22 protein-coding genes, 1 pseudogene and 1 riboswitch are annotated in these 23561 nt (G+C 38.7%); of the genes and pseudogenes, 9 read left to right on the forward strand and 14 right to left on the reverse strand.

Annotation, left to right across the window (positions count from 1 at the left end; genetic code table 11):
• Positions 1–5 precede the first annotated feature (5 nt).
• The 4 genes from KNQ06_RS16035 to KNQ06_RS16050 all read left to right on the forward strand — a co-directional run bounded on the left by KNQ06_RS16035 (position 6) and on the right by KNQ06_RS16050 (position 8412).
• A complete protein-coding gene (locus KNQ06_RS16035; RefSeq protein WP_214725494.1) occupies positions 6–2150 on the forward strand; it encodes a peptidase domain-containing ABC transporter in 2145 nt (714 codons plus the stop codon).
• On the forward strand, positions 2140–3465 hold the full coding sequence (locus KNQ06_RS16040; RefSeq protein ID WP_215148901.1) for a S8 family serine peptidase: 1326 nt from the start codon (positions 2140–2142) through the stop codon (positions 3463–3465). Before KNQ06_RS16035 ends, KNQ06_RS16040 begins: the two co-directional genes overlap by 11 nt.
• Positions 3462–6569, forward strand: a complete 3108-nt coding sequence (locus KNQ06_RS16045; protein ID WP_215148903.1) for a type 2 lanthipeptide synthetase LanM family protein — start codon at positions 3462–3464, stop codon at positions 6567–6569. The genes KNQ06_RS16040 and KNQ06_RS16045 overlap by 4 nt, the downstream gene beginning before the upstream one ends.
• A gap of 823 nt (positions 6570–7392) precedes the next feature.
• The gene (locus tag KNQ06_RS16050; RefSeq protein ID WP_215148905.1) at positions 7393–8412 is read left to right on the forward strand and encodes a tyrosine-type recombinase/integrase; all 1020 of its coding nucleotides are present in this window, start codon (positions 7393–7395) and stop codon (positions 8410–8412) included.
• A 340-nt stretch (positions 8413–8752) separates the two neighbouring features.
• On the opposite strand, the gene KNQ06_RS16055 is transcribed toward KNQ06_RS16050, so the two are convergent.
• From KNQ06_RS16055 to KNQ06_RS16085, 7 genes are all read right to left on the reverse strand, one after another.
• Entirely contained in the window at positions 8753–9568 is an 816-nt protein-coding gene (locus tag KNQ06_RS16055) for a toll/interleukin-1 receptor domain-containing protein (RefSeq protein WP_215148907.1), read from the reverse strand.
• Between the two features lie 63 nt (positions 9569–9631).
• Positions 9632–10627 (reverse strand): DUF7014 domain-containing protein, encoded by a 996-nt coding sequence (locus KNQ06_RS16060; protein WP_215148909.1) that lies wholly within the window; start codon positions 10625–10627, stop codon positions 9632–9634.
• The gene (locus tag KNQ06_RS16065) at positions 10624–10899 is read right to left on the reverse strand and encodes a hypothetical protein (protein WP_215148911.1); all 276 of its coding nucleotides are present in this window, start codon (positions 10897–10899) and stop codon (positions 10624–10626) included. The genes KNQ06_RS16060 and KNQ06_RS16065 overlap by 4 nt, the downstream gene beginning before the upstream one ends.
• A 12-nt stretch (positions 10900–10911) precedes the next feature.
• A complete protein-coding gene (locus tag KNQ06_RS16070) occupies positions 10912–11169 on the reverse strand; it encodes a hypothetical protein (protein ID WP_215148913.1) in 258 nt (85 codons plus the stop codon).
• Positions 11170–11232: 63 nt separating this feature from the next.
• Positions 11233–11565 (reverse strand): ParA family protein, encoded by a 333-nt coding sequence (locus KNQ06_RS16075; protein WP_215148915.1) that lies wholly within the window; start codon positions 11563–11565, stop codon positions 11233–11235.
• Positions 11566–11620: 55 nt separating this feature from the next.
• Entirely contained in the window at positions 11621–12178 is a 558-nt protein-coding gene (locus KNQ06_RS16080) for a recombinase family protein (RefSeq protein WP_215148917.1), read from the reverse strand.
• 275 nt (positions 12179–12453) lie between these two features.
• Complete coding sequence (locus KNQ06_RS16085) at positions 12454–13020, reverse strand: cysteine hydrolase family protein (RefSeq protein ID WP_053451931.1); 567 nt, start codon at positions 13018–13020, stop codon at positions 12454–12456.
• Between the two features lie 118 nt (positions 13021–13138).
• Between KNQ06_RS16085 and KNQ06_RS16090 the strand changes: the two genes are divergently transcribed.
• The gene (locus tag KNQ06_RS16090) at positions 13139–13582 is read left to right on the forward strand and encodes an Lrp/AsnC family transcriptional regulator (RefSeq protein ID WP_053451932.1); all 444 of its coding nucleotides are present in this window, start codon (positions 13139–13141) and stop codon (positions 13580–13582) included.
• Between the two features lie 167 nt (positions 13583–13749).
• Here the strand turns inward: KNQ06_RS16090 and KNQ06_RS16095 are convergent, their stop codons facing one another.
• On the reverse strand, positions 13750–14085 hold the full coding sequence (locus KNQ06_RS16095; RefSeq protein WP_053451933.1) for a winged helix-turn-helix transcriptional regulator: 336 nt from the start codon (positions 14083–14085) through the stop codon (positions 13750–13752).
• Between the two features lie 322 nt (positions 14086–14407).
• Between KNQ06_RS16095 and KNQ06_RS16100 the strand changes: the two are divergent.
• The 3 genes and pseudogenes from KNQ06_RS16100 to KNQ06_RS16110 all read left to right on the forward strand — a co-directional run bounded on the left by KNQ06_RS16100 (position 14408) and on the right by KNQ06_RS16110 (position 17024).
• A pseudogene (locus tag KNQ06_RS16100) lies at positions 14408–15172 on the forward strand (MBL fold metallo-hydrolase).
• Positions 15173–15274: 102 nt separating this feature from the next.
• On the forward strand, positions 15275–16285 hold the full coding sequence (locus KNQ06_RS16105) for an LLM class flavin-dependent oxidoreductase (RefSeq protein WP_053451934.1): 1011 nt from the start codon (positions 15275–15277) through the stop codon (positions 16283–16285).
• Positions 16286–16832: 547 nt separating this feature from the next.
• On the forward strand, positions 16833–17024 hold the full coding sequence (locus KNQ06_RS16110; protein WP_235504809.1) for a TIR domain-containing protein: 192 nt from the start codon (positions 16833–16835) through the stop codon (positions 17022–17024).
• Positions 17025–17265: 241 nt separating this feature from the next.
• Here the strand turns inward: KNQ06_RS16110 and KNQ06_RS16115 are convergent, their stop codons facing one another.
• The 6 genes from KNQ06_RS16115 to KNQ06_RS16140 all read right to left on the reverse strand — a co-directional run bounded on the left by KNQ06_RS16115 (position 17266) and on the right by KNQ06_RS16140 (position 22713).
• Entirely contained in the window at positions 17266–18576 is a 1311-nt protein-coding gene (locus KNQ06_RS16115; RefSeq protein ID WP_215148920.1) for an LLM class flavin-dependent oxidoreductase, read from the reverse strand.
• Between the two features lie 55 nt (positions 18577–18631).
• A complete protein-coding gene (locus KNQ06_RS16120) occupies positions 18632–19384 on the reverse strand; it encodes a 3-oxoacyl-ACP reductase (RefSeq protein ID WP_215148922.1) in 753 nt (250 codons plus the stop codon).
• 134 nt (positions 19385–19518) lie between these two features.
• Positions 19519–19619: riboswitch (TPP riboswitch) on the reverse strand.
• A gap of 117 nt (positions 19620–19736) precedes the next feature.
• Entirely contained in the window at positions 19737–20819 is a 1083-nt protein-coding gene (locus KNQ06_RS16125) for a hypothetical protein (RefSeq protein WP_215148923.1), read from the reverse strand.
• A gap of 19 nt (positions 20820–20838) precedes the next feature.
• Entirely contained in the window at positions 20839–21657 is an 819-nt protein-coding gene (locus KNQ06_RS16130; RefSeq protein WP_215148925.1) for a hypothetical protein, read from the reverse strand.
• A complete protein-coding gene (locus KNQ06_RS16135) occupies positions 21654–22334 on the reverse strand; it encodes an ABC transporter ATP-binding protein (protein ID WP_214725436.1) in 681 nt (226 codons plus the stop codon). The genes KNQ06_RS16130 and KNQ06_RS16135 overlap by 4 nt, the downstream gene beginning before the upstream one ends.
• The gene (locus tag KNQ06_RS16140; protein ID WP_251133584.1) at positions 22327–22713 is read right to left on the reverse strand and encodes a GntR family transcriptional regulator; all 387 of its coding nucleotides are present in this window, start codon (positions 22711–22713) and stop codon (positions 22327–22329) included. The genes KNQ06_RS16135 and KNQ06_RS16140 overlap by 8 nt, the downstream gene beginning before the upstream one ends.
• A gap of 492 nt (positions 22714–23205) precedes the next feature.
• On the opposite strand from KNQ06_RS16140, the gene KNQ06_RS16145 reads away from it, so the two are divergent.
• Positions 23206–23561: HTH domain-containing protein (locus KNQ06_RS16145; RefSeq protein WP_353049208.1), on the forward strand; the 356-nt coding region annotated here is incomplete at its 3' end.

Raw genomic sequence — 23561 nt, forward strand, 5'->3', positions numbered from 1 at the left:
TAAGGATGAAGCGAGTAGCTTTTATAGAACAAATGGAACATAGCGAATGTGGATTGGCATGCTTGTCTATGATACTAAGCTATTACGGTCATCATTGCTCCATTTCTGATTTACGGGAAGAATATGATGTTCCAAGCAGCGGGGCATCCTTTTTGAATCTCTCGTACATTGGCAATGATAGAGGAATGAATTGCAAGGGCTTCTCTTGTTCTCAAAAAGATTTAGAGTTTTTGCGTGGTTCGACACCTTTCATTGCTCACTGGAATCAGAACCATTTTGTTGTAATCGAAAAAATTGGAAAATACGTACATATCGTCGATCCCGCATTAGGAAGACAACGTATTAGCATAGAAGAATTTTTCGTACACTTTAGTGGATTCTTGATGTCCTTTTCTCCTAACGATCAGTTTATCCATAAGAAGAAAAAGTCTACTGTGAAGTTCTTTTGGGGGTTCGCTAAAACGCATCAAAAGTGGATTTATATCACTCTCGTTTTTTCTTTACTTCTTCAGACATTGGGATTGTTTATTCCTATGCTTACAAAATGGGTAACAGACGACGTCATCATTTCCAAAGATCAATCATTAATTAAGTTCATCGGTCTCTACATCGTATTTCTATTGCTGCTCAACATCCTTTTTTCACTTGCAAGGGGCTTTGCCATTACACGTCTTCAAAGGCTTATGGATAAAACTATGATGACGACCTTTGTAAGTCATTTGTTTAACCTTCCTTACGCATTTTTTGAAAAGCGGACGGGTGGAGACTTATTGTTCCGATCCAACTCTCATTTAGTGATCCGACAAATTCTTTCAAATCGTGTAGTTGGATTTTTGATAGATGGCATCTTGCTTATCGGTTATGCATTTATGATGCTTAATCAATCAGTTCAATTGGGTCTAGGAGTGATTACTCTTAGTATTTTACTATTCATTGTTCTCGTGTCTTGCACTCGGGTTACGCAACGCCTGAACAATAAAGATGTGGTCGCTCAATCAAAAGTACAGAGTCATTTATCCGAAGCAATTCACGGTGCAAGCGATGTAAAGATGTTAGGTATCGAACGTCAAGTAGTTGGAGAATGGTCTAGTAAATTTGAACATCAGCTGATGATTACAGAAAAAAAGAATTATTGGAACACAATCCTCAATACTATTGCGAGTAGTGTTCAGTTTATCGTTCCTACGATTCTTCTCTGGTATGGTAGCATGCTCATTCTAGAAGGCAGAATGACTATTGGTGAGCTACTAGGTTTTAGTGCTCTTGCCACCATGTTCATGATGCCGATCGTATCAATTGGTATGGGATATACGGAACTTTTGTATCTAGGATCTTATGTCCAACGTTTGACAGATGTATTGGATGCAAAAGAAGAAGAACTGCATCTTGATGAAGGTACGCTTCCTCGTCTAAAAGGACGTATCGAATTGAAAAACGTATCCTATGCTTATGATTCATTCGCAAATCCAACGTTAAAAAATATTGACCTCATCATTCAACCTGGTGAAAAGATTGGTGTAGTTGGTGCTTCAGGAGCAGGAAAAAGTACCTTGGCTAAGCTACTCATTGGATTCTATCGTCCGACAGAAGGTGATGTTCTTTATGACGAACGTAGTCTTAATACAATAGACATTAGGCAGTTGCGGCATCAAACAGGAGTTATCCTACAAGAGACAAAGCTTTTTCATAAAAGCATCTTTGATAATATTTGTCCGGGTGAAGATTATGATCTTGAAAAAGTTGAGAGGGCTACACGGCAAGCTAACCTCCATGATGAAATCATGCGCTTACCTATGCAATACCACTCCATGCTATCTGAAGGAGGAACAAATCTCTCAGGAGGACAGCGTCAACGTCTGCTACTTGCCCGCGCACTATATCACGATCCATCAATCCTTATTTTAGATGAAGCGACGAGCGCACTTGATAACCTAAATGAAAACTTAATCGATGATAACATTTCTAACCTCGAATGTACGAGAATCGTCATTGCCCATCGTCTCAATACTATTCGGAACGCCGATAGAATTATCGTATTAGATCAGGGAGAAATCGTAGAAGAAGGCTCTCATCATGAATTGATGATGAACAAAGGACATTACTATGAACTCTATCATGCTCAAGACAAGGAGATTATTCATGCCACATAATCAAAGATACTTTTATCAAAAACCGTTCCTTTCGACTATCGTTGTCTGTCTTTTAGCTACATCATTTCCATACAAGTCATTTGCATCAGGAGACGTAATCCCTTCAACCCTAGACATACATTCAAGTTACTTAAATAAAATAGATTCCAATCAAAAGCAAAACGTTGCAATACCAGTTGCACGCAGTTTACAACTAGATTCTCGTATCGAAAAGAACATCCTCAATTCGTTGAAAAAAAATCCAGGACATAATCTTGGCGAGCAACTTCCAGAATACTATACGGACTGGGGATGGAATGTAAGAGATGTAACCTCAGATTTGAAATCACACCGTCAGTCGAAAGGATCCACCTTAACTACCATTGCTATCATCGATAGCGGAATCGATGATAGTCATCCAGCTTTAAGTCAAAACATTGTATCAGATGGCAGAAGCTTTGTACCCGGTGAAGAGGGCACAAGGGACCAGACGGGTCACGGTACCATGGTGGCTGGCCTGATCGCAGCTAAAGGGAAAATTTCTAGTATCGCTCCTTCTATCGGTATTGTTCCTTATAAAGTCTTTGGGAAAGCAGCATCCGAATCCGAATGGGTAATCAAGGCTATCAAACAAGCCACTAAGGATGGTGTAGACGTTATTAATCTAAGTTTAGGTACGTATAAGGATCCAACAAACAAAGAGGATAACAAAGTGATCAAAGCTTACGAAAAGGCTATTAAATATGCGCATAAAAAAGGTGTTGTCGTAGTCGCGTCTTCCGGTACCGATGGATACAGCATGGACAATCAAAAAGATTTGGCGAAGAAGATTGGGAATATGAAACGTGCAATGCATCTTCCAGGAGGGCTCAAAAATACGATTACAGTCGGCGCAACCAATCGATTGCTTCAACCAACCGAATACTCGAATTACGGTAAAAAAGTGGATCTCTCTGCACCTGCAGGTGACTATGGTCCCGATTGGTCGACAAGTGGCATCGCCGATATTAAAAGTTTCGTCCTTACTACATATCCGACCTATCTCCCTCAATCACCTATCAGTCAAGCGCTTGATCTTGATCAAGGATATGAATTCATGATTGGTACAAGCCTGGCTTCACCACAGGTAGCTGCAGTGGCTGCGTTACTCATAGATGTTGCGAAATCTAAAGGGATCAACCTTTCACCAGATACGGTTGAACACTTATTGAAGAAGAGTACAACCCCTTTCCTTTATCCAGACGACAAACGGAAGGGAGGAACAGGCATCGTTAACGCAACCAATGCCTTGCATATCCTTAGAAATCTTATCGAGAATGGGAGTGTTCGAAAATGAGTACTGATATCAAAGGATCTACTTCATGGAAAAAAGCGATGTATTTAAACGAACTCAAGCGTCCTATTATTCAAGAAAGTTATAAGATCGTACAACATGATTATGATCGGGTAGCTAAATGGAGACACTATTCATTCTTAAAAGATCAAAAACTTTTTGAAAATCGATTACACGCAGAAGAGTTGACACTTGAGCAATTTGAGAAAATGTTGAATGGCGAAATAGAGGGAAATACTGATATTCCTGAATGGTTGCAATCTTTTCGAACAATCATGTCTAGACCCATTAAGGTCGGTAATTTAAGAGTCGATGGTCTCCATGAAGCATTCTTACCTTTTTTGTCCTTTGCAAAGTCTGAAATTGATGCAACATTGCCTAAAGGACATCCTTTCTATAATCATTGTACGGAGCAATTTATGCCGTCACTTCTTGAGAACCTGTCCAATCAATTTCTTCAGTTGGCAGCTCGAACCCTTACGTTAGAGTTGAATGTGTCACGACTTCGTGAAGAACTCGTTGGAGATAGCCCAGAAGAACGGTTCGAGTCGTTTGTAGCAATTAAATTACGTGATCTAGATGGATTAAACGCATTCTATGAGGAATACATTGTTCTCGCCCGGCTATTGGCTACTCGAACTCTTTATTTCATCGATAACATCGTGCGTTTCATAGAACGTTATGTTTCAGACGTGAAAACCCTACAAAATATTTTCGGATTGGAGCAATTAACACTTTTAGAAATGGAACTCGGTCTTGGAGATTCTCACGAACATGGTCAGTCTGTGATCGAAATAAGCTTTCTCGAGACTACTACGAGACTGATCTATAAACCAAAGTCCTTACAAGTTTCACTACAAGTACATGAACTACTCAATTGGTTCAATCAAAAAGATTTCAAGCATCCTTTCGCTACTTATCGCATTATTGATCGCAATGAGTACTGTTGGGAGGAGAAAGTCTTAGGGCTAGCTTGCGAGGACACCGAAGAACTGAGAAGACATCATTATCGTCTTGGTGGATTACTTGGTGTGATGTATCTCTTGAAAGGGACCGACCTCCACTTCGAAAATATTATTGCTTCTGGTGAGCATCCTCTTATCATCGATTACGAGACTCTATTCCAAAATCACCTTGCTGACGTTTTCGAAGATAGCGCGGAAGTACAAGCAAAGTTCAAGATGGTTGACTCCGTACTAGGAACCGGCCTGTTACCCACACTTGGTTTTAAGTCACACGATGGTAAAGGTATTGAAATGAGTGGGATAGGGGGAAGTGTACAGGAGCTTCCGTTTCCAGTACTTCAATCTGAAAGGGAAAACACCGATGAGATGCGATTCGTAACAAAACCCTATTGGACAGAGGAGAAAGCAAATCGTCCTTCTCTAAAAGGTTCAAATATCCAGACGTCAGATTATGTTGAACAAATAGTCGAGGGCTTTACGAACGTCTATTCTATCGCAATGCAACATAATGATGAATTAAGAGAAAACATCGATAAATTTTCTAAGTTGAAAATCAGGCATATTTTACGAAGTACGAACTTTTATGCCAATTTTTTGACAGACACCAATCATCCAAATTTCCTTAGAGAAGCCTATAGTCGAGAAATGATCTTGGATCGTATGTATTTCTCACATTATCCATCAATGATTGTCGCTGCCGAAAAACGAGAACTAATTAACGGAGATGTTCCTTACTTTTATACAACACCGTCCTCACTATCCTTATTTGATAGTGCAGGGCACGAATATCCTAATGTCTTTGAAGAAACGGGAATCGAAAAAGTCTATCGAAAACTTCACTGTCTTGATGATAAGACGCTGATTGAACAGCAACAATTAATTAGAAGTTCCATCGTGGCATCTGCTGGCTTGCTTGATAGTTCTTATCTTTCCGTTGATACTGTTCCAATCGAACCGCTCACATCAAAAGACTACCTTAACGCTGCTGTCACGATAGGGGATGAGCTACTCGAATCGGGGATTTGGAACAAGGATATGACTGAACTGACATGGTTAGGTATTGAGACAAACTACAATGGACAAGCTGGCGTATCAGTCATAGGGGAAGATTTTTATAACGGGACAAGTGGGGTTGCAGTATTTTTGACTCATCTCCATCGCCTAACCCAGGTTAAGCGATTTGAGCAAGCTGCTACAGCTGCAATAGCTTCTGCGATTCGCTCTGCAAAACCATACAATGCATTTTTATCCGCTTACCATGGACCAATTTCATTGATTAATGCACTTACACTCATTGATCAAGCAAATGAGTCTTATCAATATAAGAACAAAGTCGAAATTTTTGTTGATTATCTCAAAGGGAAAGAACAACAATCAACTAACTGTGATTTACTTGGTGGTTGTGCTGGCATCATTCATGCCTTATTGAATGCCTATGAATACTATGGAGAGAAAAAATATCTTAAAGTCGCTACTTCCTATGCAAAGCAAATTCAGCAAGAAGCAGTCGATACGGGGAACGGACATGCATGGTCAACCCAACATGAAGGGAATGTCATTTATTTAGGTGGTCTTGGACATGGTGTATCCGGTATTCTAATCGCGCTCTTACGATTGAACAAATATGTTCCGGATAACGAACAGGTTTCGATGGCTTTATCAGCTCTTTCCTATGAGAATTCCTTATATGACGTAAAGCGTAGAAACTGGAAAGATTTAAGAAAGGCTGAAGAGTCTTACAGCTTCTATTGGTGTAGCGGATCTACTGGAATTGGCTTTAGTAAGCTATCATTAATGGATTTGAATTGTAATGCTGAATTGATCCAAGATATCGACATCATCGTTGCATCTATTAAAGATAGTTACTTATCAGAAGATCATTGTCTTTGTCACGGAGATATGGGGATTGTAGATTTTTTGATCACAGCTGCTATTAAAACAGGAAAGCACGAATGGACTGCTCTTGCTCACGAATTGGCTACAAAAGTGTACCAAGATCGTATCAAGTACGGTGAATATGTTTCAGGAATTGCTAACGGGATAGATACACCTGGATTATTTTTAGGAAAGTCCGGGATTGGTCTGCAGTTTTTAAGATTAGCAAACCCTATTGAAGTTCCATCTGTGTTAGCTTTCAGCTAAAAAAATCGATGAATATTTTTTAATTAACAGAGCGGATTCCTACTAGGAATCCGCTCTTAATCAAATAAGGACTACGTAATCCTTCGGAACGAAAGACTATCAGAGCTGACTTCGTAGAATGGACTGTGAATGTCCTCATCTGGAATGTGATACGACCTGTACCAGGACTAAACAATATTCCCTATCTAGAAGAGGAGGGGTGTATTCATCTAGACTAGAAGGCTGAATTTTAAGATAGGAGGAACGCGTATCATATCAGTCACTTCGGCAACCGATACATGATACCAGTACGTTTTTTCGAGTCTCCCCTCTTCACTCAAAGTAATTTTTGGATAACAGGTGTACTCTGATCGATTGGCCACATGCTATGAGTCTCCTCTGTATATCATACGATTCGTTTACTCGTTGATTGCGAGTTCGCCTATTGCGTGATAAAAAAATCGTTACATCTCACTAACATAAGTATACTACTATTTATGAGACAAAACTCGTTTTGACAGACTCTATTGGATAGTTAACGAGATTGTACTCGCATTCCATTTCTTAACCCTGCTGTTATTTCTTCAATAATCGAGTTATGTTAACTGAATTCTTTATTTCAATTCACTTGTGATAATTATGTATTATCACAAGTAGTTGTTTGTTATACTAAATATAAAGATATTATGTAATACAATGCTATATTACTTATTTTCATTATATATACACTTGTAAATCAGTCATAATTTTATGTAATACATAATTAATTCGCTAATTGATTAGTAAACGGACAAATAAATTTTCAAAAGAGGAAGCGTTGAGCAGATAGATGGGAGGATAGATCATGAACGAGGAAGTAAAAAATAAAGTTGTGATCAAAGAAGAAGCAGCGCTAGCATTTGCTGATAGCCGGGAGAAGTTGCTCGCGGTGCTGGAGAATGATCACTTGAATATGGAAGCGCTGAGCGACCTCGAAATTTTTGAACTGTTTTGGGCGACCGAGTTGTTTCCGATTTATAGTCAAAAAAGCCCGCATACCAAGCGGGCCTACAAGCAAGATCTCGATTATATCTTACGTTTCTTTGTGACGAAGACACAGGGCGTCAAGCAGCTGACGATTCTCAACCTGCATGAGTACCTGAAGGACGTCCATGACCAGTATGCGCCAAGGACGGTTAAACGACGCAATGCCATGCTGCGACGATTCTTACGTTTCCTGCATGTCAACGACTATCATGCGCGCGACCTGTCTCTGCAGGTGAAGGACCAGATGAAGCCGGAACCTCTCCGGCGCGAGATCGACTTCGACGAGATGGAGGCGATCGCCCTCGCCTTCCGTCACACGGTGAAGCAGAAAAAGAACCGCGAGCTGTTGCAACTGCGTAACGAAACGATAGGGTATCTACTGTTGACGACGGGGATGCGCGCTACTGAATTATTAAAATTGCAGTTCAATCAAGTTCATGAAACATCTTCAATGAATTTTATCGAATTTAAAGGAAAACGTGAAAAATGGCGACGTATTCCATTATCCCAAAAATCAATCCATCTCATTCATCGATTGAATCAGTTGATGCAAATTGAAGGTGTGATGAACTCTCATATTTGTTTTAACATAAGCGCAGAAGATATGCCTATTTCGTATGAAGCATTAAGATTAATTTCCCAAGTAGCATCTACTCAATATACACTACAAAACAACTCACCGCACTGGTTCCGACGTTCATTTATCACAAAATTATTAGCGAGTGGTATGCCGCTTTATGAAGTCATGAATCTTTCTGGACACGAATCAATCAGTACTACCAACACGTATCTTCAACAAATAAGAAAAGCCGATTTAAGTGAACTACCGTACGAATAAGTTTTGAATCATATCAAATTCCGCAATGGTCCGGCTATCCAAGGCTTTTCGATTCACTAAGAAAAAGACTTTTTTAACATGTGGTTTGTTGGCTAGAATTTAACTTGATTCGAAGGAGGTCAATATTTTCCCGGGACCTGATTTAGACATATAAAAAAATTATAACACTTCATACAATCACCTCTCTTACTATGATTAATTACATTATAAATGAATACAAAATAAACAATAAAAAATAAATTCCTAGACTATCATTGCTACTGTTGGCTTTTATTTATTGAACACTAAAAAGCCACAAGTGATTTTAACCACTTGTGACTTTAAGTTAATTGATATTAATTTAGTATAGCCATGGTATTTGTTGCTTTTGTAATACAGGTGTTAATTCTACAAGTTGAAAATCATCTTGTGTTTTTTGGTGAAATAAATAAACATTATCGCTATTACTATTACCTTCTTCATTAAGAATTTTAAAGGATAAATTGATGTTAAATCCAGCTTTCAGTCCTCCCTGAAGATCAACTACAAAAGCATTCATTACTTGCCCACTAACCGTCATCGAATTCGGATGGTATCCATAACCGTACGTATTTACATCAGCAGAAAAAATAGCTTGTTCCTCGGTAAGAGTTGTGCAAGCCACTAATGAACCACTTGGTTCAAAAAATCTTTTTGCACGAATAACGTAATGAAAAGAATCATAGTTTTCTTGATATACATAACCAGACACATTATTAAAAGTTGGTACGTTTCTTGCATGTTTAACTATATCTGGATTTACAATTTCACGAATTTGTTGAAGAGTGACGTCTATTCCGTTTGTACTCATATCTAAATAATTTAGTGCAGAAATTACAAAGGGTACATTTACATTTTCGGCTCTAATAGGTATAAACTTCATATTTTCAGATCGTGCTTTTATTGCACTCGTCCATTCCAAAGATACCATCTGACTTCTTAAACTGTTTTCAGTAATGAAGAAAAAGAAGTACCTTGCTTGCTCTAGCCCCTCATTCATTCTTTCAATTATATTTTCACCAGGTTTAATGGACCAATCGTCATAAAAAACATTCTCTTCTCCAAAACTTTGTTCTAAAGCATACGCAATCGGACTGACAATTTCTTTGTCGTTGTGCTGATGACTAATAAAAATCATAGTAACACCTCATTATTTTTTTATGGGTATATCCTCATACAGTGTATAGTACTCTATTGAGATTTAATTTTTTCCAAATGTCATGATTAAGAATAAAATATTTGTGGCTGCAGTGTGCAAGGCGAATTCACAATGTCTTATATAGGTATCCTTAATTTCTGATCCTTGACCATGCCCAGCGTGACTATTTCTTAGAGTGGCTAAAGACTGTAACGAATCTTTTAAACCTTTCAACGCAAGATTATGAAAACCCTCTATTTCAGAATGTTCAGCTATAGTGGAGATCAGTGCAGCAGGTGTTGCTTTATTTAACGATGGTGCTTTTTTACTTGCGGTCGGGCTTACTATATCCCAATTATTCATTTCAATAATTATCTTCATTGTACTTTCAAAAGCCTTGTTTGCATTATGAATGGCACCTTTATAATCATTATTCTTAAAATCTGAAAATGCTTTTAACATTTCATCGTTAGCATTTTTAAAACGTAAATCTGATAGAAACTGAAGAGACGGTCTAACAACTTCTTTATGAACAATGTCATTTCCTTTATGTATTATTTGATTTCCAATTATTTCGTAACCAAGACCATTGTGGTGAAATACATTATTAATCACTTTATCGAGATTTTTGGAAATAGATTCATCAGTTTTTAATTCAGTGTAGTAAGATAACAATTCAATTAAATCTAAGAATAGAAAAAGATCATCATCTGCATAAACAATAAGACTATAAAATTCTATCTCATCAACACTTTTACTTTGGAGTAAAGCAGAAATTTTATTTTTAACAAATATGTTTTCTAATGCATATTCAGATAATAATTCATCAGTATCTATTACACCACGTCTATCTTTAAAATTTGTTAAACATCGGTTAAATATATTTTCTCGTAAGGTGGGTCCACACAATAATCCATTTCTATCAAAAATCTTTATTGCTTGTTGAAATACTTGAACACGAGCCTTTTTAGGTATAATTTTATACTCTAAAACATCATATCTCGTTGGGAACATACGTTCCGAAAATAATTCTACACCACTAAGACCACCGTTGATCATAAATATCCCTCTTTTTTAAATAGCTCTCTCAATGCTAAATTTACAGTTGCAGACTTTACTCCACGCTGTCCTCTTTGTTGAAGACTATTCAAAATTTCAGATAAATCTTCTTCTATATAAAATCCGGTATATACCGTGTTACTTCTTTTAGTATTTAAGATTTCCTTGAGAGCACTATTATTCACATTTTCGCTATTGTTATTGCTAGCGTTATTACATGGATCATTAGCAACTTCATTAAAACTTTTCAGCTTTCTTTCTTCATTACTCATTTCATAGTCTCCTTATCCAAGCTTCAATTCTTTTAATAATCCACTGTATATTTTTGCGCCTTTAGAAGTAGGAGCCGCTAGAGACAATGGTCTTTGATCAAAACCAACACTAGAAGCAAACTCAATTGTTGTCGGTATAAACGTTTTAGTAACCTTTATTTTTGAGTTCATTGCATAGTCTTGTAATAGCTCCATAATCCCATTATGTAAAAGTGTTCTTTGATTTACTAGTGTAGGGACAATCGCTCGCACACGTAACTCAGGATTCATTTGACTCTTAAAATCATTTACTATCTTCTTGGAGTATCGATTAATACATAATCATAATCCACCTTAATTTTTTTCAATCACTTCTTTAAGTAGTGAAAATCGCTTTTTCATAGGAAATTGTCGTGCATCTAACAATACATCAAACTCAAATGAGAGCATATCATCATTCGTAACTAAAAGATCGATATTCTTATCAACACTGACTAATGCCTTTTTAGGATCTACACCTTTAATAAGTGCATCGTATAAAGAGAATTCCACATCTTCTTCTAACAGATCCGGGTTTTGGCCAAACGTCACGGCCACATCTGATTGTATGTCCATATCAACAATTAAGACTTTCTTATCGATTAATGAAAGTTGAGCAGCAAGGTTTGTCGTCATGGAGGTTTTCAATACCCCCCCCCTTATTACTTATGACTGCAATTACTTCTCCAGGCATCATTACACCTCATACTTCCTCAGCTTTTTTTTGGCGGTACTTATAGAACGTAGGGGGTTTCAGTGGCAAGACATTACAAATGTCCTTTACAGTCATTCCAGCTTCAAACATCATGTTAGCCTTATCAATGACTGATTGATCAATCGGCTTTCTACCACCGACTCTCCCTCTACTTCTTGCTGCAGCTAATCCTGCTTTAGTTCGCTCAATTGTTAATTCCCTCTCCATTTCTGCAAGACCTGCCATAATAGTGAAATACAGCTTACCAGCTGGTGTATTGGTATCAACGCCTAAAGTAAGTATTTTCAGTCCCACACCGTTTTCCTCTAACCACTCTGATAACTCGAGTAACTTTTTAGTTTGACGGCCTAAACGATCTAACTTCCAAACAACCAATGTATCTCCAGGACGTAAATAATTTAAACAAGCTTCAAACTCTGGACGTTCTTTTACTGAGCTCTTCTTTTCTTCAAAAATCTTTTCACAGCCGGCCGCCTTAACTGCGTCAAGCTGCAACTCTAAATTTTGTTCAATGGTCGATACTCTGACATATCCAATGTTCGCCATCTAGACACCTCCTGTTTTTTTGTTTGCTCGAGCAAACAACAATCTCGTAGCGAAGGGTTTTTTTATATAAAACGTTAACTATACTTAATAAATAGATATTGATTAATATACGAGAAAATATAAGACTTTCCTACTCATTATATTAAATTTATCGGCGTGTTGGTTTTTTATATTAAACGACCGTTTTATATAAAAAAGCAATGAAAATTCTTAGGAGAATTTCATTGCTTTCATATTATGGACTTAGAGAAGACAAGTCGCTATCTTTCCGTTCATCATCCATTAATTTTCAGTTGGGTTTGTAAAAAGTGTTCAGTTGACATCACATCCGCATACATGCCATGTAAAGCGCCGACGAACGAATAGTGAACCTGTTCAGCTGAAACGACCTTGCCATCATATGATAGATCTTTAGTCGCGCAAGCATCCTCAATCAATGTTGTTTCATAGCCTAAATCAACTGCCGCACGAACAGTCGCATCAATACACATATGTGTCATCATACCGACCACGACTAACTTAGTGATTTGCTTCTTCGCTAACTGCTCTCCTAATTCTGTTTGAAGGAAACTATTCGCGAACTGCTTGATAACGAGCGTTTCATTTTCTAACGGTTGGACGAGCTCGTGGATTTCAACGCCTTCCGTATCTGGAAGAAAGAATCCCATGTCCGGACTACTGGCTACATGTTGAACGTGGAAAATGTTTTCCTTATTATTTTTTCTAAACCAATCCAGGATTTTAGCGGCATTCTTTGCTGCTCGATCGGGATTAACAAGCTCCATTTTTCCATTTGCAAAGTAATCTTTTTGAATATCTACAATAATTAAAGCTGTATCCATATCTTCACCTCATTTATAATTTTCCTTACACATTAATCATAAAGAGAGACTCAATATTAATCGATAAGCTGATGAATCGTTTCTGCTTCATATCATTTCACCATGAAAGGAATTTAACATGGAACTCAATAATATCGACTATCAAATCCTTCAGATTCTATCAGAAAATTCAAGGATTCAATGGAAGGACATTGGAAAACAAATTCATATGACGGGTCAGGCGGTTGGCAACCGGATCAAAAAGCTGGAGGATCAAGGTATTATTCAATCCTATTCTTTGATCATTGATGAACTTAAGTTAGGCTTTTCTTACACAGCTTTCGTCATCATTTATATGAAAACATCTAATCATGGACAGTTCATTCGTTTTTTGAACGGATGTCCAGAAGTGGTGGAAGCGCATCGTGTATCCGGTGAGGGTTGCTATCACTTAAAAATAAAAGTTACTTCGCAAGAACAATTGAATGTATTGTTAAATTCCATTCTTGAGCATGGCAATTACACGCTTTACCTCTCGATAAATGAAATTAAGCGACGTTTCTCCCCGCTTGATCATGTCTAATGTGCTTCGTTCTGCGCCATATAAAAAACTCGAGTCGAATTGACTCCTCAAAAAGAATGACATGAAAGATATCAAAAAGGCTAAGGTTCTTAGATACTAAAGAACCTTAGCCTTTTTTTGTCTTATTTCTTTTCGCTGACACGATAACCCATATAGTCAGGAGTTCGTTAACTGTTCTGATTCAATTCGCCCCACCTGCACATTTCTTGGATGATTGGCCAAAGTGTTCGGCCTCTCTCTGTCAGACTGTACTCCACCTTTGGAGGAATTTGTGGGTACTCTTGACGATGAATCAATCCATCTCGCTCCATCTCTTTTAAAGCAGAGCTTAATGTACGATACGTGATGGTACCAATCATACGTTGTAGTTCGTTGTAACGAACTGGCTCGTTATTTGACAGGTAATAGATAATCAACAATTTCCATTTCCCGTTGATGAGAGAAAGCGTATACCCGAAAAATGTTTCTTGATTATCAGCTACATTCCCTTTTGAAGTTTTCATAGTAACACTATCCTTTCTGATAGTATATGCAAAAAAAGTGCATACTTGTCTGATTTCTTATACTGACCATATACTAAATTTCATAGCGAGTAAACAGGATCAAGCTTTTTTCTATCCGACAACACGAAGGGGGATCAAACGACTCATAGGATAGATATTACCTACTCAATAAAAAATCAGCTATTAACAAAGGAGTGCTTTAACAATGACGAAATTAAAAAAAGCTGCAATTCTAACCACACTCACATTGAGCGGTGTATTAGCAGCTTGCGGACCTTCACAAACTGAAAAAACTAATCCATCACAACCGAAAAAACAGGACGTGGTGGTCCAACAAATTCGAAATGCGACCGTGACAGTAGAGTACAAAGGACAAAAATTCTTGGTAGATCCCATGTTTTCTAAAAAGGGCGAATTTGATTCGTTCGGTCCCGCTACAAGGGATGATCGGAATCCAATAGTCGACCTTCCATTCTCTGTCGATAAGATTATGGATGACGTAGACGCTGTCATCGTTACCCACACGCATGAGGATCACTTTGATCAGGCAGCAAAAGAACAACTTCCAAAAGACATCAAAATGTTCATGCAAGATAAAAAAGATGCAGATATGGCACGAAAAGCAGGCTTTACAAATATCGAAGTCATGAAAGAAGGCAAAGCGACGACCTTTAAAGGCGTCAAACTGACGGAAGTAGATGGTCGTCATGGCTACGGAGAGATGGCAAAGAAAATGGGAAATGTCATGGGCGTTATCTTTCAGCATCCAAAAGAAAAAACTTTATATGTAGCAGGTGATACCGTTTGGTATTCGTAAGTGAAAAAAAATATCGATACGTATAAACCAGAGATTTTTATTTTGAACGGAGGACAGAATCAATTCCTAGAAGGTGGTCCATTGATCATGGGAAAAGAAGATGTCTATAAGGTGTACAAAGCCGCTCCAAAAGCCAAAATCCTAGTCAGTCATATGGAAGCCGTAAACCACTGGGGACTCTCGAGAAAAGAATTGAAGACATTCATTAAAGGTAAAGACATCACATCCAATGTCCTTGTTCCGGATGATGGGGAAACAACTTCATTTTGATTTTATGACCGTATAACACAGTTTTCAATACTATCTTGAATAACAGAAAGGATTCATCCTGCATATCAAACAACTAGAACGATGAATCATAGAGGTGAAATCATGAAAAAATTCGATCTATCCGTTTTATCGATTGCTCCGTTAAGACAAGGAGAAACAATGAAAAAAGGAATAGATACTGTAGTTGCACTGGCTAAAGCTGTTGATACGATGGGATACAAACGTATTTGGATTGCAGAACATCACAATCATGATGCCTATGCCAGTGCTGCAACTGTATCGATCGTACAGCATTTGTTAGCGAATACAAAACGTATTCGTGTAGGTTCCGGTGGCGTCATGTTACCGAACCATTCTCCTTTAGTCGTCGCAGAGCAATTCGGAACACTGGAAACACTATTTCCTGAACGTGTCGATTTAGCATTGGGACGTGCTCCAGGAACTGATCAACAAACGGCAGATGTGATTCGACGTTCTAATCATAAAGGAGTCTTTTTCTTTGAGAAAGAAGTTCAAGAGATTTTACGGTATGTAGGAACAGAAGAGGAACAAGGCGATGTCCGGGCATACCCTGGGCTTGGTACACATGTGCCAGTCTTCATTCTAGGATCGTCTACTGGATCCGCTGAAATTGCAGCCCGACTAGGATTGCCTTATGCTTTCGGTGCGCAATTTTCTCCAGAAACGATGGAAGAAGCGCTTAACATCTATCGTCAAAGTTTCAGACCTTCGAAACATCTAAAAGAGCCTTATGTATTGGCTGCCATCAATATCATTGCTGCTGATTCAATGGAAGAAGCCTCTTTGATTGCCTCCAGCCACTTGCAGGTGTATATCGATATTTATACCAATAATCTCAGCCAACTCATCCCACCAAAGAAGGATTTCCTTGAATCCTTATCTCAGTATGAGCTAGAAATCCTGCATTATAAGTTAGGGTATACGATCATGGGAGATGCAGAGACGGTTCGTCGAGAAGTTATCGAGTTTCAAGAGAAGTATGAGGTAGACGAAATCATTGCCTTATCAAACATCTATGACAGTAAAAAAGAAATACAATCATACAACATCTTTAAACAAGTAAGCGATTCCTTAAACAACGAAATAAAATAATACTGAAAAGAAGTCAGCGAAAACTAAGTTGAGCAGAGATTGTCCATTCGTAAACGTTGTAAAAAACTGATGGTTCTTTTAACAAATCTAAAGAACAAAAATAGTTGGAATAAAGGAGAAGACTGTATCGATTATTTATGATATTTCTGAATAAAATCCTTTATCATTCCTTTTATGTTGGAGGAGTAAACGACTAGAGAAACTTTCGAAATCATCAAAAAAACAATATAATAACTGACGCTTTTTTTTGCCCGCAATGGATCCAACCATTGCGGGCTTCTTTTCTTCCTTGGATTTGTATACACCCATCCTCTATTCCCTTGGGTTTTACTAAGAGAAAAACGAATTCGTTTTTCGTCCATAATATCGAAAGAAGATTTTTCTGATTTATCTTCTGATGAAAAATAAATATTGATACTCTCATAAATTTAGCTACTAATAAATCTGAGGTCTTTTTGACTATATCTTGCTTAAGCTTGGTTGAAGTTGATAAAAAATACATACATGGGATAAACATCCTAAAATTCAATATAGAGCAAGAAAAAATGTGATATTTGAACTTGGATTTTTTTATGGAAAATTAGGTCGGTCAAATGTATGTTGCTTATTAAAACAGTCCGTTGAAAAATCAAGTGATCTTGATGGAATTGCATATATTCCTTTTACAGAGTCTATTGATGAAATAGAGTATGACACCCTTAAAGAACTAAGAGAATCTAATCTAAAAGTAAAAATTTGAACTGAATGTATGGCACAACATTTTTTAATCATTGCGTAAAAGAGTAGGAGCTTGACCTCTTATTTTAGAGATCACACTCCTGTTCTTATAATCTATACTTGCAAACATCATTTATCTTCAATAAGGTTTATCGTCTTATATTTATCGACCGTTTAATATGAACTGAAGAAAATTCATAGAATAAAAGAAGAAATGAGGCTTGATACTCCGTACTTTATCACAAGATGCTAGTTAGTATGGGTTACTCTACTTTCGTTACACCTAGATGTTCTCGAAGTGTATTTCCTGTATAGGTGTCTTTAAACAATCCTCTTTTTTGTAATTCAGGAATGATCATGTCTACAAAATCTTCTAAACTTGACGGTAGTGACGGCGGCATCAAGTTGAAGCCATCTGCTACTCCCTCGTTAAACCAAAATTCCAACTGATCCACAATTTCTTCCGGAGTACCAATCAATGTCAGGTGTCCTCCTCCTGCTGCTAAATAGCCTAATAGTTCTTTGAGCGTCGGATCTGTATCTTCGATAATCTCTAGAATCGTTCGGTAGCGTCCGATGGGTCCGGAAAATTCCTCGATCGATGGTAAGGTCGGAATCTTTGCTTCGAGATCCCATGTGGAGCAATCTTGCTGCAAAAAGAAACTCAATTGTTTCAACGCATTTTCAACCGGTAATTTTTCATCTAGTTCGGCTTTTTTGGCTAGTGCCTCTTCTCTTGTTTTACCAACATACGTTACTAAGCCTGGGTATATCTTAATCTTTCGATCTGGTGATTCAGTTTGTGTAATTTTCTTATGGAGTTTTTCACGAAAAGCATGGGCTTGTCTAAAATTCCATGACACAGAATATACGGCATCCGCATGTTTGGCTGCAAGGGCAACCCCTTCTTCAGAAGCCCCCGCTTGCATCGCTACTGGCTTTCCTTGGGGACTACGCGGCGTAGACAAAGGACCTTTTACGCTGAAATAGGCTTCAGAATGATCGATAACTTGTATACATTCAGGATCAATCAATTGGTTATCTGATCGATTCGCAAGAAAAGCCGCTTGATCCCAAGATAAAAATAGCTTCTCCATCAATGCTGCGAATTCGTTCGCCTTATTATACCGTTCCTCCCTCGGTGGAAGTGCATCCATCCCGTGGTTTAACGCTTCCCAATCCGTCATCGAGGTCACTAAGTTCCAGCCTACCCTCCCCTTCGTCACGTGATCTAGGCTTAGAAGTTGCCTTGCTGCTGTATACGGATTGGAGAACGTGCTCGATATCGTAGAAACTAATCCGATATGATCCGTCACTTGAGAAATAGCCGTTAGATTAATTAAAGGATCCAACCAAAAGGCAGGTAAATCAGTTGAATTATTAGCCGGAAAGGATTGATTGTCCGCAAAAAATACTGCATCCAAACGTCCAGCTTCCGCTATTTGAGCCAAACGCTGATAATAGCGACTCTCTCCGATCTCTTTAATCGCAGAATCAGGCATTAACCATGCGGCTTGATGATGACCACATCCATATAACAAAACGCCGATATTTAACTGATTTCTGTTCGTCATCTTCTGTTCACGAATCCCTTCTCTTACAAGCTGAGAATTTTTTAAAACGCCCGCTTTAATTCATCGTTAACCCACCATCGACTGTTACGTTTTGACCGGTAATCCCAGATGCTGCTTCTGATGCCAAAAAGGCAACCAGTTGAGCCACTTCTTCTGGGCTCGTCACTTTTTTCAACGGGGTCGATTGGGCAATGAAATCGAATACTTCAGCGGTTGTCACAGCACTCGCATCTGTGACTTTCAATAACCCACCGGAGACGACATTCACGTTTATGCCATATTGACCTAACTCTGCGGCTAGGTTTCGAGTAAAGCCAATCAGACTTGCTTTTGCTGTTGTGTATTCATGATAAGGAACGACTGGGTTTTGATAGAGGTTTGTTCCAATGCTGATGATACTACCGCTATGTCGTTCTATAAATTGTGGCAAAACACTTTGAATGATGTGAAACGCTGCTTTAAGTGTTCCATCCAGTTGATTTTGATAATCTTCCCACTCTAAATCGATAAACGATTTTTGCGCAACCGGATCAAATTTGAAGTCTACTAACGCATTATTCACGACAACATCGATTTGACCATAATGTGCTGTTGCGGATTGCATCATGCTCTCGACATCTTCCCGCTTCGTGACATCTGCATACAAGGCAATTGCATTCTCTACTCCCAGTTCGCTCACAAGTTGTTCTGCCGCATCCTTGCTTTTAAAGTAATTGATCACCACTTTAAATCCGTTGTGCACTAACACCCTTGCAATCGTCGCCCCAAGTCCTCGACTACTTCCTGTCACTAATACAGTTCTGCTCATTCTTATCCACTCCCTCATCCATTTTTGCAACTTAAATAGCGAAGTAATAAACAAAAAACGCAACTCTCCAAAAGGAAAGTTGCGCACGTCTAAATAATCACATAGCAAAGAACGATATCATCGTCTCCGCTTGTTCATCAGAGTTTACACTTCCCTACGCTAGTACGACCTAGTTCAGGTTCAAAGGGTTTGAGTAGCTACTCATCTCAGTTTAATAACACCCCTAGTGATTCTATTTAAGTTATCTTCACTGTAGTGGTCTTGAAAACCCCTGTCAATGATTCTGACAGATAAATTCATTTCTAGTATTCTAAAAAGCGAGTAAACGAGGTGAATCATGAGTCCATCACGATTACTCCGATACAGTGACATCCTGTACCAAACGATTCTTTTTAGCATTTTTATCTTTGATGATTCCTTGATACGAAATCGATTCATTTTTCGTATCGACTACCGTGACTTGGAAATCCGAATCATTGATATTAGCGATATGGTATAGCTTTCCCTGCGCAATCATCGTATAGGAGCCATTGAAGCGGTAAGCATGCTGCCCTTCCACTTTATGTTGCTTGACTTGATTCGTCTTAAAGTCATAGGTACTCCATTTGATGCTTTTACTTTTTTCTGAATCAAACGTACCGTAAGCGATCAGTGATTGGCTATTTTCATCAGCATTAAAGTTCCCTTCCGCTGCATACGCATCAAGTGCTTTGATTCGTTTGATACCTTTGCCGTTATCTAGATAATAAGCGCTATCTTTTTCTACCCCTTCCGCATCATATGCGATTTCACGATAGACAATTCCATAGTCGTTCACTGCCACATAATGACGCTCTTGATTAGTCTTGAGTTGCTTGGATTGAAGCGTCTCCACTTTTCCTTTTGCAAGGTTGAGTAATAACACCGTCGATTTTTCCTTTGCTCCATGATCATCCCGTTGGACGTATACGTTCATGCCGTCTTGATGGAAGACACGGATGTCAGCCATTTCACGATCCGGTACCGTTAAACGATGAGAAATCGTCTTTTTAAATTGTTTCTGTGTACTTTTGTCATAAGAATGATATTTCAACTGAGATGCCTTTACTTCAATTCCGTATGTCCGCGAGCCCATTTCACTAGTAAATACGTCTTCCTTAGAAAGAAAGCGATAGAAATCAGCAGGGAAGTCTGCAGCGTAGCTATTGAACAACCCTGTGAAATAGTTCTGCGACTCACTATGAGTTTGACCGTCCAATTGGATATTGTATTGAGTAGGCTTGATGTCTCCATTTTCAATCTCGATGTTTACTTTTTTAAGAGCTTCTGCATTTTCTTTTCGTATACTCTCGACTTCATAATCCGATCCTTTAATGCTTGCAGCGTAACCAAAATAACTGAGTAAGGTGACGCCAGCAATGCTTCCTACGATGATCATTTCCTTATATCGTCTCATGACTTCCTCCTTCTAATGATTAAATAGATACTTTATGGTTCAGTAGTCGAACACATTTCCAACTTATATATGCAAAATAGATGAGAATAAAGGAAAGATAGACGAATACCTGTTGATTCGGAATGAGAATGCTAGTCAAATCAAATAAGTAACGTAATGTAATGAATGGTACGATTAAGAGCGCTACATCCTTTGCGATCGTCAGCAAAGCTTTCCCTTTTTGATAGGACCGCTCTGTCAAAACGAACAAGAAGACCATCGTGATGACGAAGAGTGCGAGCGCTAGAATGACGAATGTATCGATTACATTGAAGGTATAGAGCATGTTCAACGCAGCTGACTCCCCGATGATTTTGGACGCTGCTTGTAAATGTTCCGGGAGTAACCATTCGTAGAGTCTACGACTTAGAAGAATCGTGATCCACTGGATGCCCATGAAACCACACACAAATACCAATACTGTTGTCAGTTTGGATAAGAGGATTGTGATGCGTTTACCCGGTAGCATCAATAAACGGTAGATGTACTTGGACTCGCCATACCAATCGCGGTACCAAATCTGAAAAGCATATAGAATCGTGAACATGATACCGATGGCAATCATGTACTTGAAGTAGTTGGTCGCATCGCCAAACGTCAACGGTCCATTCAATTGATCAACGGCTTCCATTTCCGTAAGTCGCTCTTTTTTCATCAAATCCTCCAGCTTGGATTGATAATGAAGAACCTGATATACGACCGATGTGAGTTCAACAATCACTAACATCGTCAATATCGAAAGGTATAGTTTGAAGCTTCGCTTGATTTCCTCGTTTGATAGCATAAAGAATTTCTTCATGTCTGATAAACCTCCCTCATTCGATCCTGTACTGATTTCCCGTAAAGCTCACGCATCTCTTCCGAGTCATCTTCCTGTATGATGGTCCCGTTCTGAAGAAAAATAACGCGGTCGATGAGATGTTCCACTTCTGCAATCTCATGAGTCGTCATCAAGATGCCCTTCCCTTCCATATAGTGACTAGAGAAGATCCACGCAATTTGTTCTTTCGTAAATAAATCAATCCCAGCCAACGGTTCATCGAGCAGTAAGTAAGGTCGATTCATCGCAAATCCAATCAACAGATTAACCTTTGCTTTATTCCCTTTCGATAAATTGGCGATGCGGTCTGTCGCCATCAGTTTAAAGAACCCCATCAGTTCCTCTGCTACTTGTTGATCCCAATCCGGATAATAGTCGCGCATATAGGCGACGGCTTCTCCGACGCTCATATACCCAGGCATCGTAGAAAGATCCGGTACGAAAGCGATGCTATCGTGGGTCGTTTTCCCATCCACTTTGATTGTTCCAGCATCTACTGGGACTAAGCCCATGATGGCTTTCAAGATGGTGGACTTCCCTTCCCCATTCAATCCGATGAGACAGGTCAGTTGATTTAACGGGACAGTGAACGATACATCGTTCAACACATTCTTTTTTCGACCATATGACTTTCGTAATCCACGGACTTCAAGCATTTAAATCACTCCTTTTTTGAATGTTGTATTCTTTCTCAAAATTAATGATGACCTCTTCTAATGGAATCTGGATTGCATATATCGAATCCACAAATTGCTTCACTGCATTTTCGAGAAGTTCTGTTCGCGCTCGATCGATGATGGATTGGTCCAGCGTCACCTTACTCGGCACGTTACGGTCAGTTGTAATCAACAGTTGATCTTCCAGTTCCTTATACACTTTTTGCGCGGTATTCGGATGAATTTTAAGCTCATTTGCCAGTGCGCGACGCGAAGGGATACTTTCCCCTCTTTTGAATTCGCCCATAACAATACGTTTTTTAAACCAATAAAGTACTTGTAGATAAATCGAGGTACGTTGATCAAAATGCAATAACATCACCTCTCTTAATGAATGTTGTATTAAAACACTAATACACTTTACAACTGTATGATATGGTCAGTACAGTGAGAAGTCAATGTTTTTTTATTACTCTTTTTTTATTGTTAGAAGATTGGCTATGATTCACTTTCTGTTATTCATAGTGATTTAGATTCTTCATGAACGGAGTGTCAGCATCAAAAATAAAAAAATCCTTGAATGGAGTCATTCAAGGATTTGAGAAAAATAGAGATACCGTGGAATATTCGAATCACTTTACTGCAAACAATTTTTTGATAAGTTATGTATCAGTAATAGAAAAACAAATAGGTTTAATAAATAACACTAAATAAAAAGATACAAAATGACGTTCTATAAAAAAATCCATGGTTTATACAACTGAACTGAACCCCGAATGATAAACACTTATAAAAAGTGTATCATTCGGGGTTTTTCGTGTGCATACGAATCGCTATAATGAACCTATTCATTCAGACGGGAGAAACAACCATGAGTAAAATCACCTTCACTATGACTCAAATCAACCAGCTCGAAGAAAATCCGAACGTCGCTTCCGTATCAGAACGTTCAATCCAGTACACGGCCGAGTTCAAGGTCAAAGCTGTACGTGAGAATATGGAAGGAAAAGGACCTCAACAAATCTTCACGGAGGCTGGATTCGACCTGACGGTGATCGGGAAACGAAAAGCGCATTCCGCGTTGATTCGCTGGCGCCAAACGTTCCGAAAAGACGGAGAGGAGGGGCTCCGGAACGACAAACGTGGAAAGGCTCTGGGAGGCGGACGCCCGAAGACAGACGAGTCGATGGAGAGACGGTTGGCGAAGGCAGAGGCACGGATCAAATA

Origin of the sequence: Exiguobacterium sp. s91, from assembly GCF_018618915.1 — a bacterium.
GTDB classification, from domain to species: Bacteria; Bacillota; Bacilli; order Exiguobacteriales; family Exiguobacteriaceae; genus Exiguobacterium_A; species Exiguobacterium_A abrahamii.

Coding starts and splice junctions, on each gene's coding strand:
- KNQ06_RS16140 (WP_251133584.1), bottom strand. CDS start 22,713: ATGTTATTGCATTTTGATCAACGTACCTCGATTTATCTACAAGTACTT.
- KNQ06_RS16035 (WP_214725494.1), top strand. CDS start 6: ATGAAGCGAGTAGCTTTTATAGAACAAATGGAACATAGCGAATGTGGA.
- KNQ06_RS16135 (WP_214725436.1), bottom strand. CDS start 22,334: ATGCTTGAAGTCCGTGGATTACGAAAGTCATATGGTCGAAAAAAGAAT.
- KNQ06_RS16070 (WP_215148913.1), bottom strand. CDS start 11,169: ATGAATCCTGAGTTACGTGTGCGAGCGATTGTCCCTACACTAGTAAAT.
- KNQ06_RS16055 (WP_215148907.1), bottom strand. CDS start 9,568: ATGATTTTTATTAGTCATCAGCACAACGACAAAGAAATTGTCAGTCCG.
- KNQ06_RS16080 (WP_215148917.1), bottom strand. CDS start 12,178: ATGGCGAACATTGGATATGTCAGAGTATCGACCATTGAACAAAATTTA.
- KNQ06_RS16130 (WP_215148925.1), bottom strand. CDS start 21,657: ATGAAGAAATTCTTTATGCTATCAAACGAGGAAATCAAGCGAAGCTTC.
- KNQ06_RS16125 (WP_215148923.1), bottom strand. CDS start 20,819: ATGAGACGATATAAGGAAATGATCATCGTAGGAAGCATTGCTGGCGTC.
- KNQ06_RS16090 (WP_053451932.1), top strand. CDS start 13,139: ATGGAACTCAATAATATCGACTATCAAATCCTTCAGATTCTATCAGAA.
- KNQ06_RS16050 (WP_215148905.1), top strand. CDS start 7,393: ATGAACGAGGAAGTAAAAAATAAAGTTGTGATCAAAGAAGAAGCAGCG.
- KNQ06_RS16085 (WP_053451931.1), bottom strand. CDS start 13,020: ATGGATACAGCTTTAATTATTGTAGATATTCAAAAAGATTACTTTGCA.
- KNQ06_RS16060 (WP_215148909.1), bottom strand. CDS start 10,627: ATGATCAACGGTGGTCTTAGTGGTGTAGAATTATTTTCGGAACGTATG.
- KNQ06_RS16120 (WP_215148922.1), bottom strand. CDS start 19,384: ATGAGCAGAACTGTATTAGTGACAGGAAGTAGTCGAGGACTTGGGGCG.
- KNQ06_RS16045 (WP_215148903.1), top strand. CDS start 3,462: ATGAGTACTGATATCAAAGGATCTACTTCATGGAAAAAAGCGATGTAT.
- KNQ06_RS16105 (WP_053451934.1), top strand. CDS start 15,275: ATGAAAAAATTCGATCTATCCGTTTTATCGATTGCTCCGTTAAGACAA.
- KNQ06_RS16115 (WP_215148920.1), bottom strand. CDS start 18,576: ATGACGAACAGAAATCAGTTAAATATCGGCGTTTTGTTATATGGATGT.
- KNQ06_RS16095 (WP_053451933.1), bottom strand. CDS start 14,085: ATGAAAACTTCAAAAGGGAATGTAGCTGATAATCAAGAAACATTTTTC.
- KNQ06_RS16065 (WP_215148911.1), bottom strand. CDS start 10,899: ATGAGTAATGAAGAAAGAAAGCTGAAAAGTTTTAATGAAGTTGCTAAT.
- KNQ06_RS16040 (WP_215148901.1), top strand. CDS start 2,140: ATGCCACATAATCAAAGATACTTTTATCAAAAACCGTTCCTTTCGACT.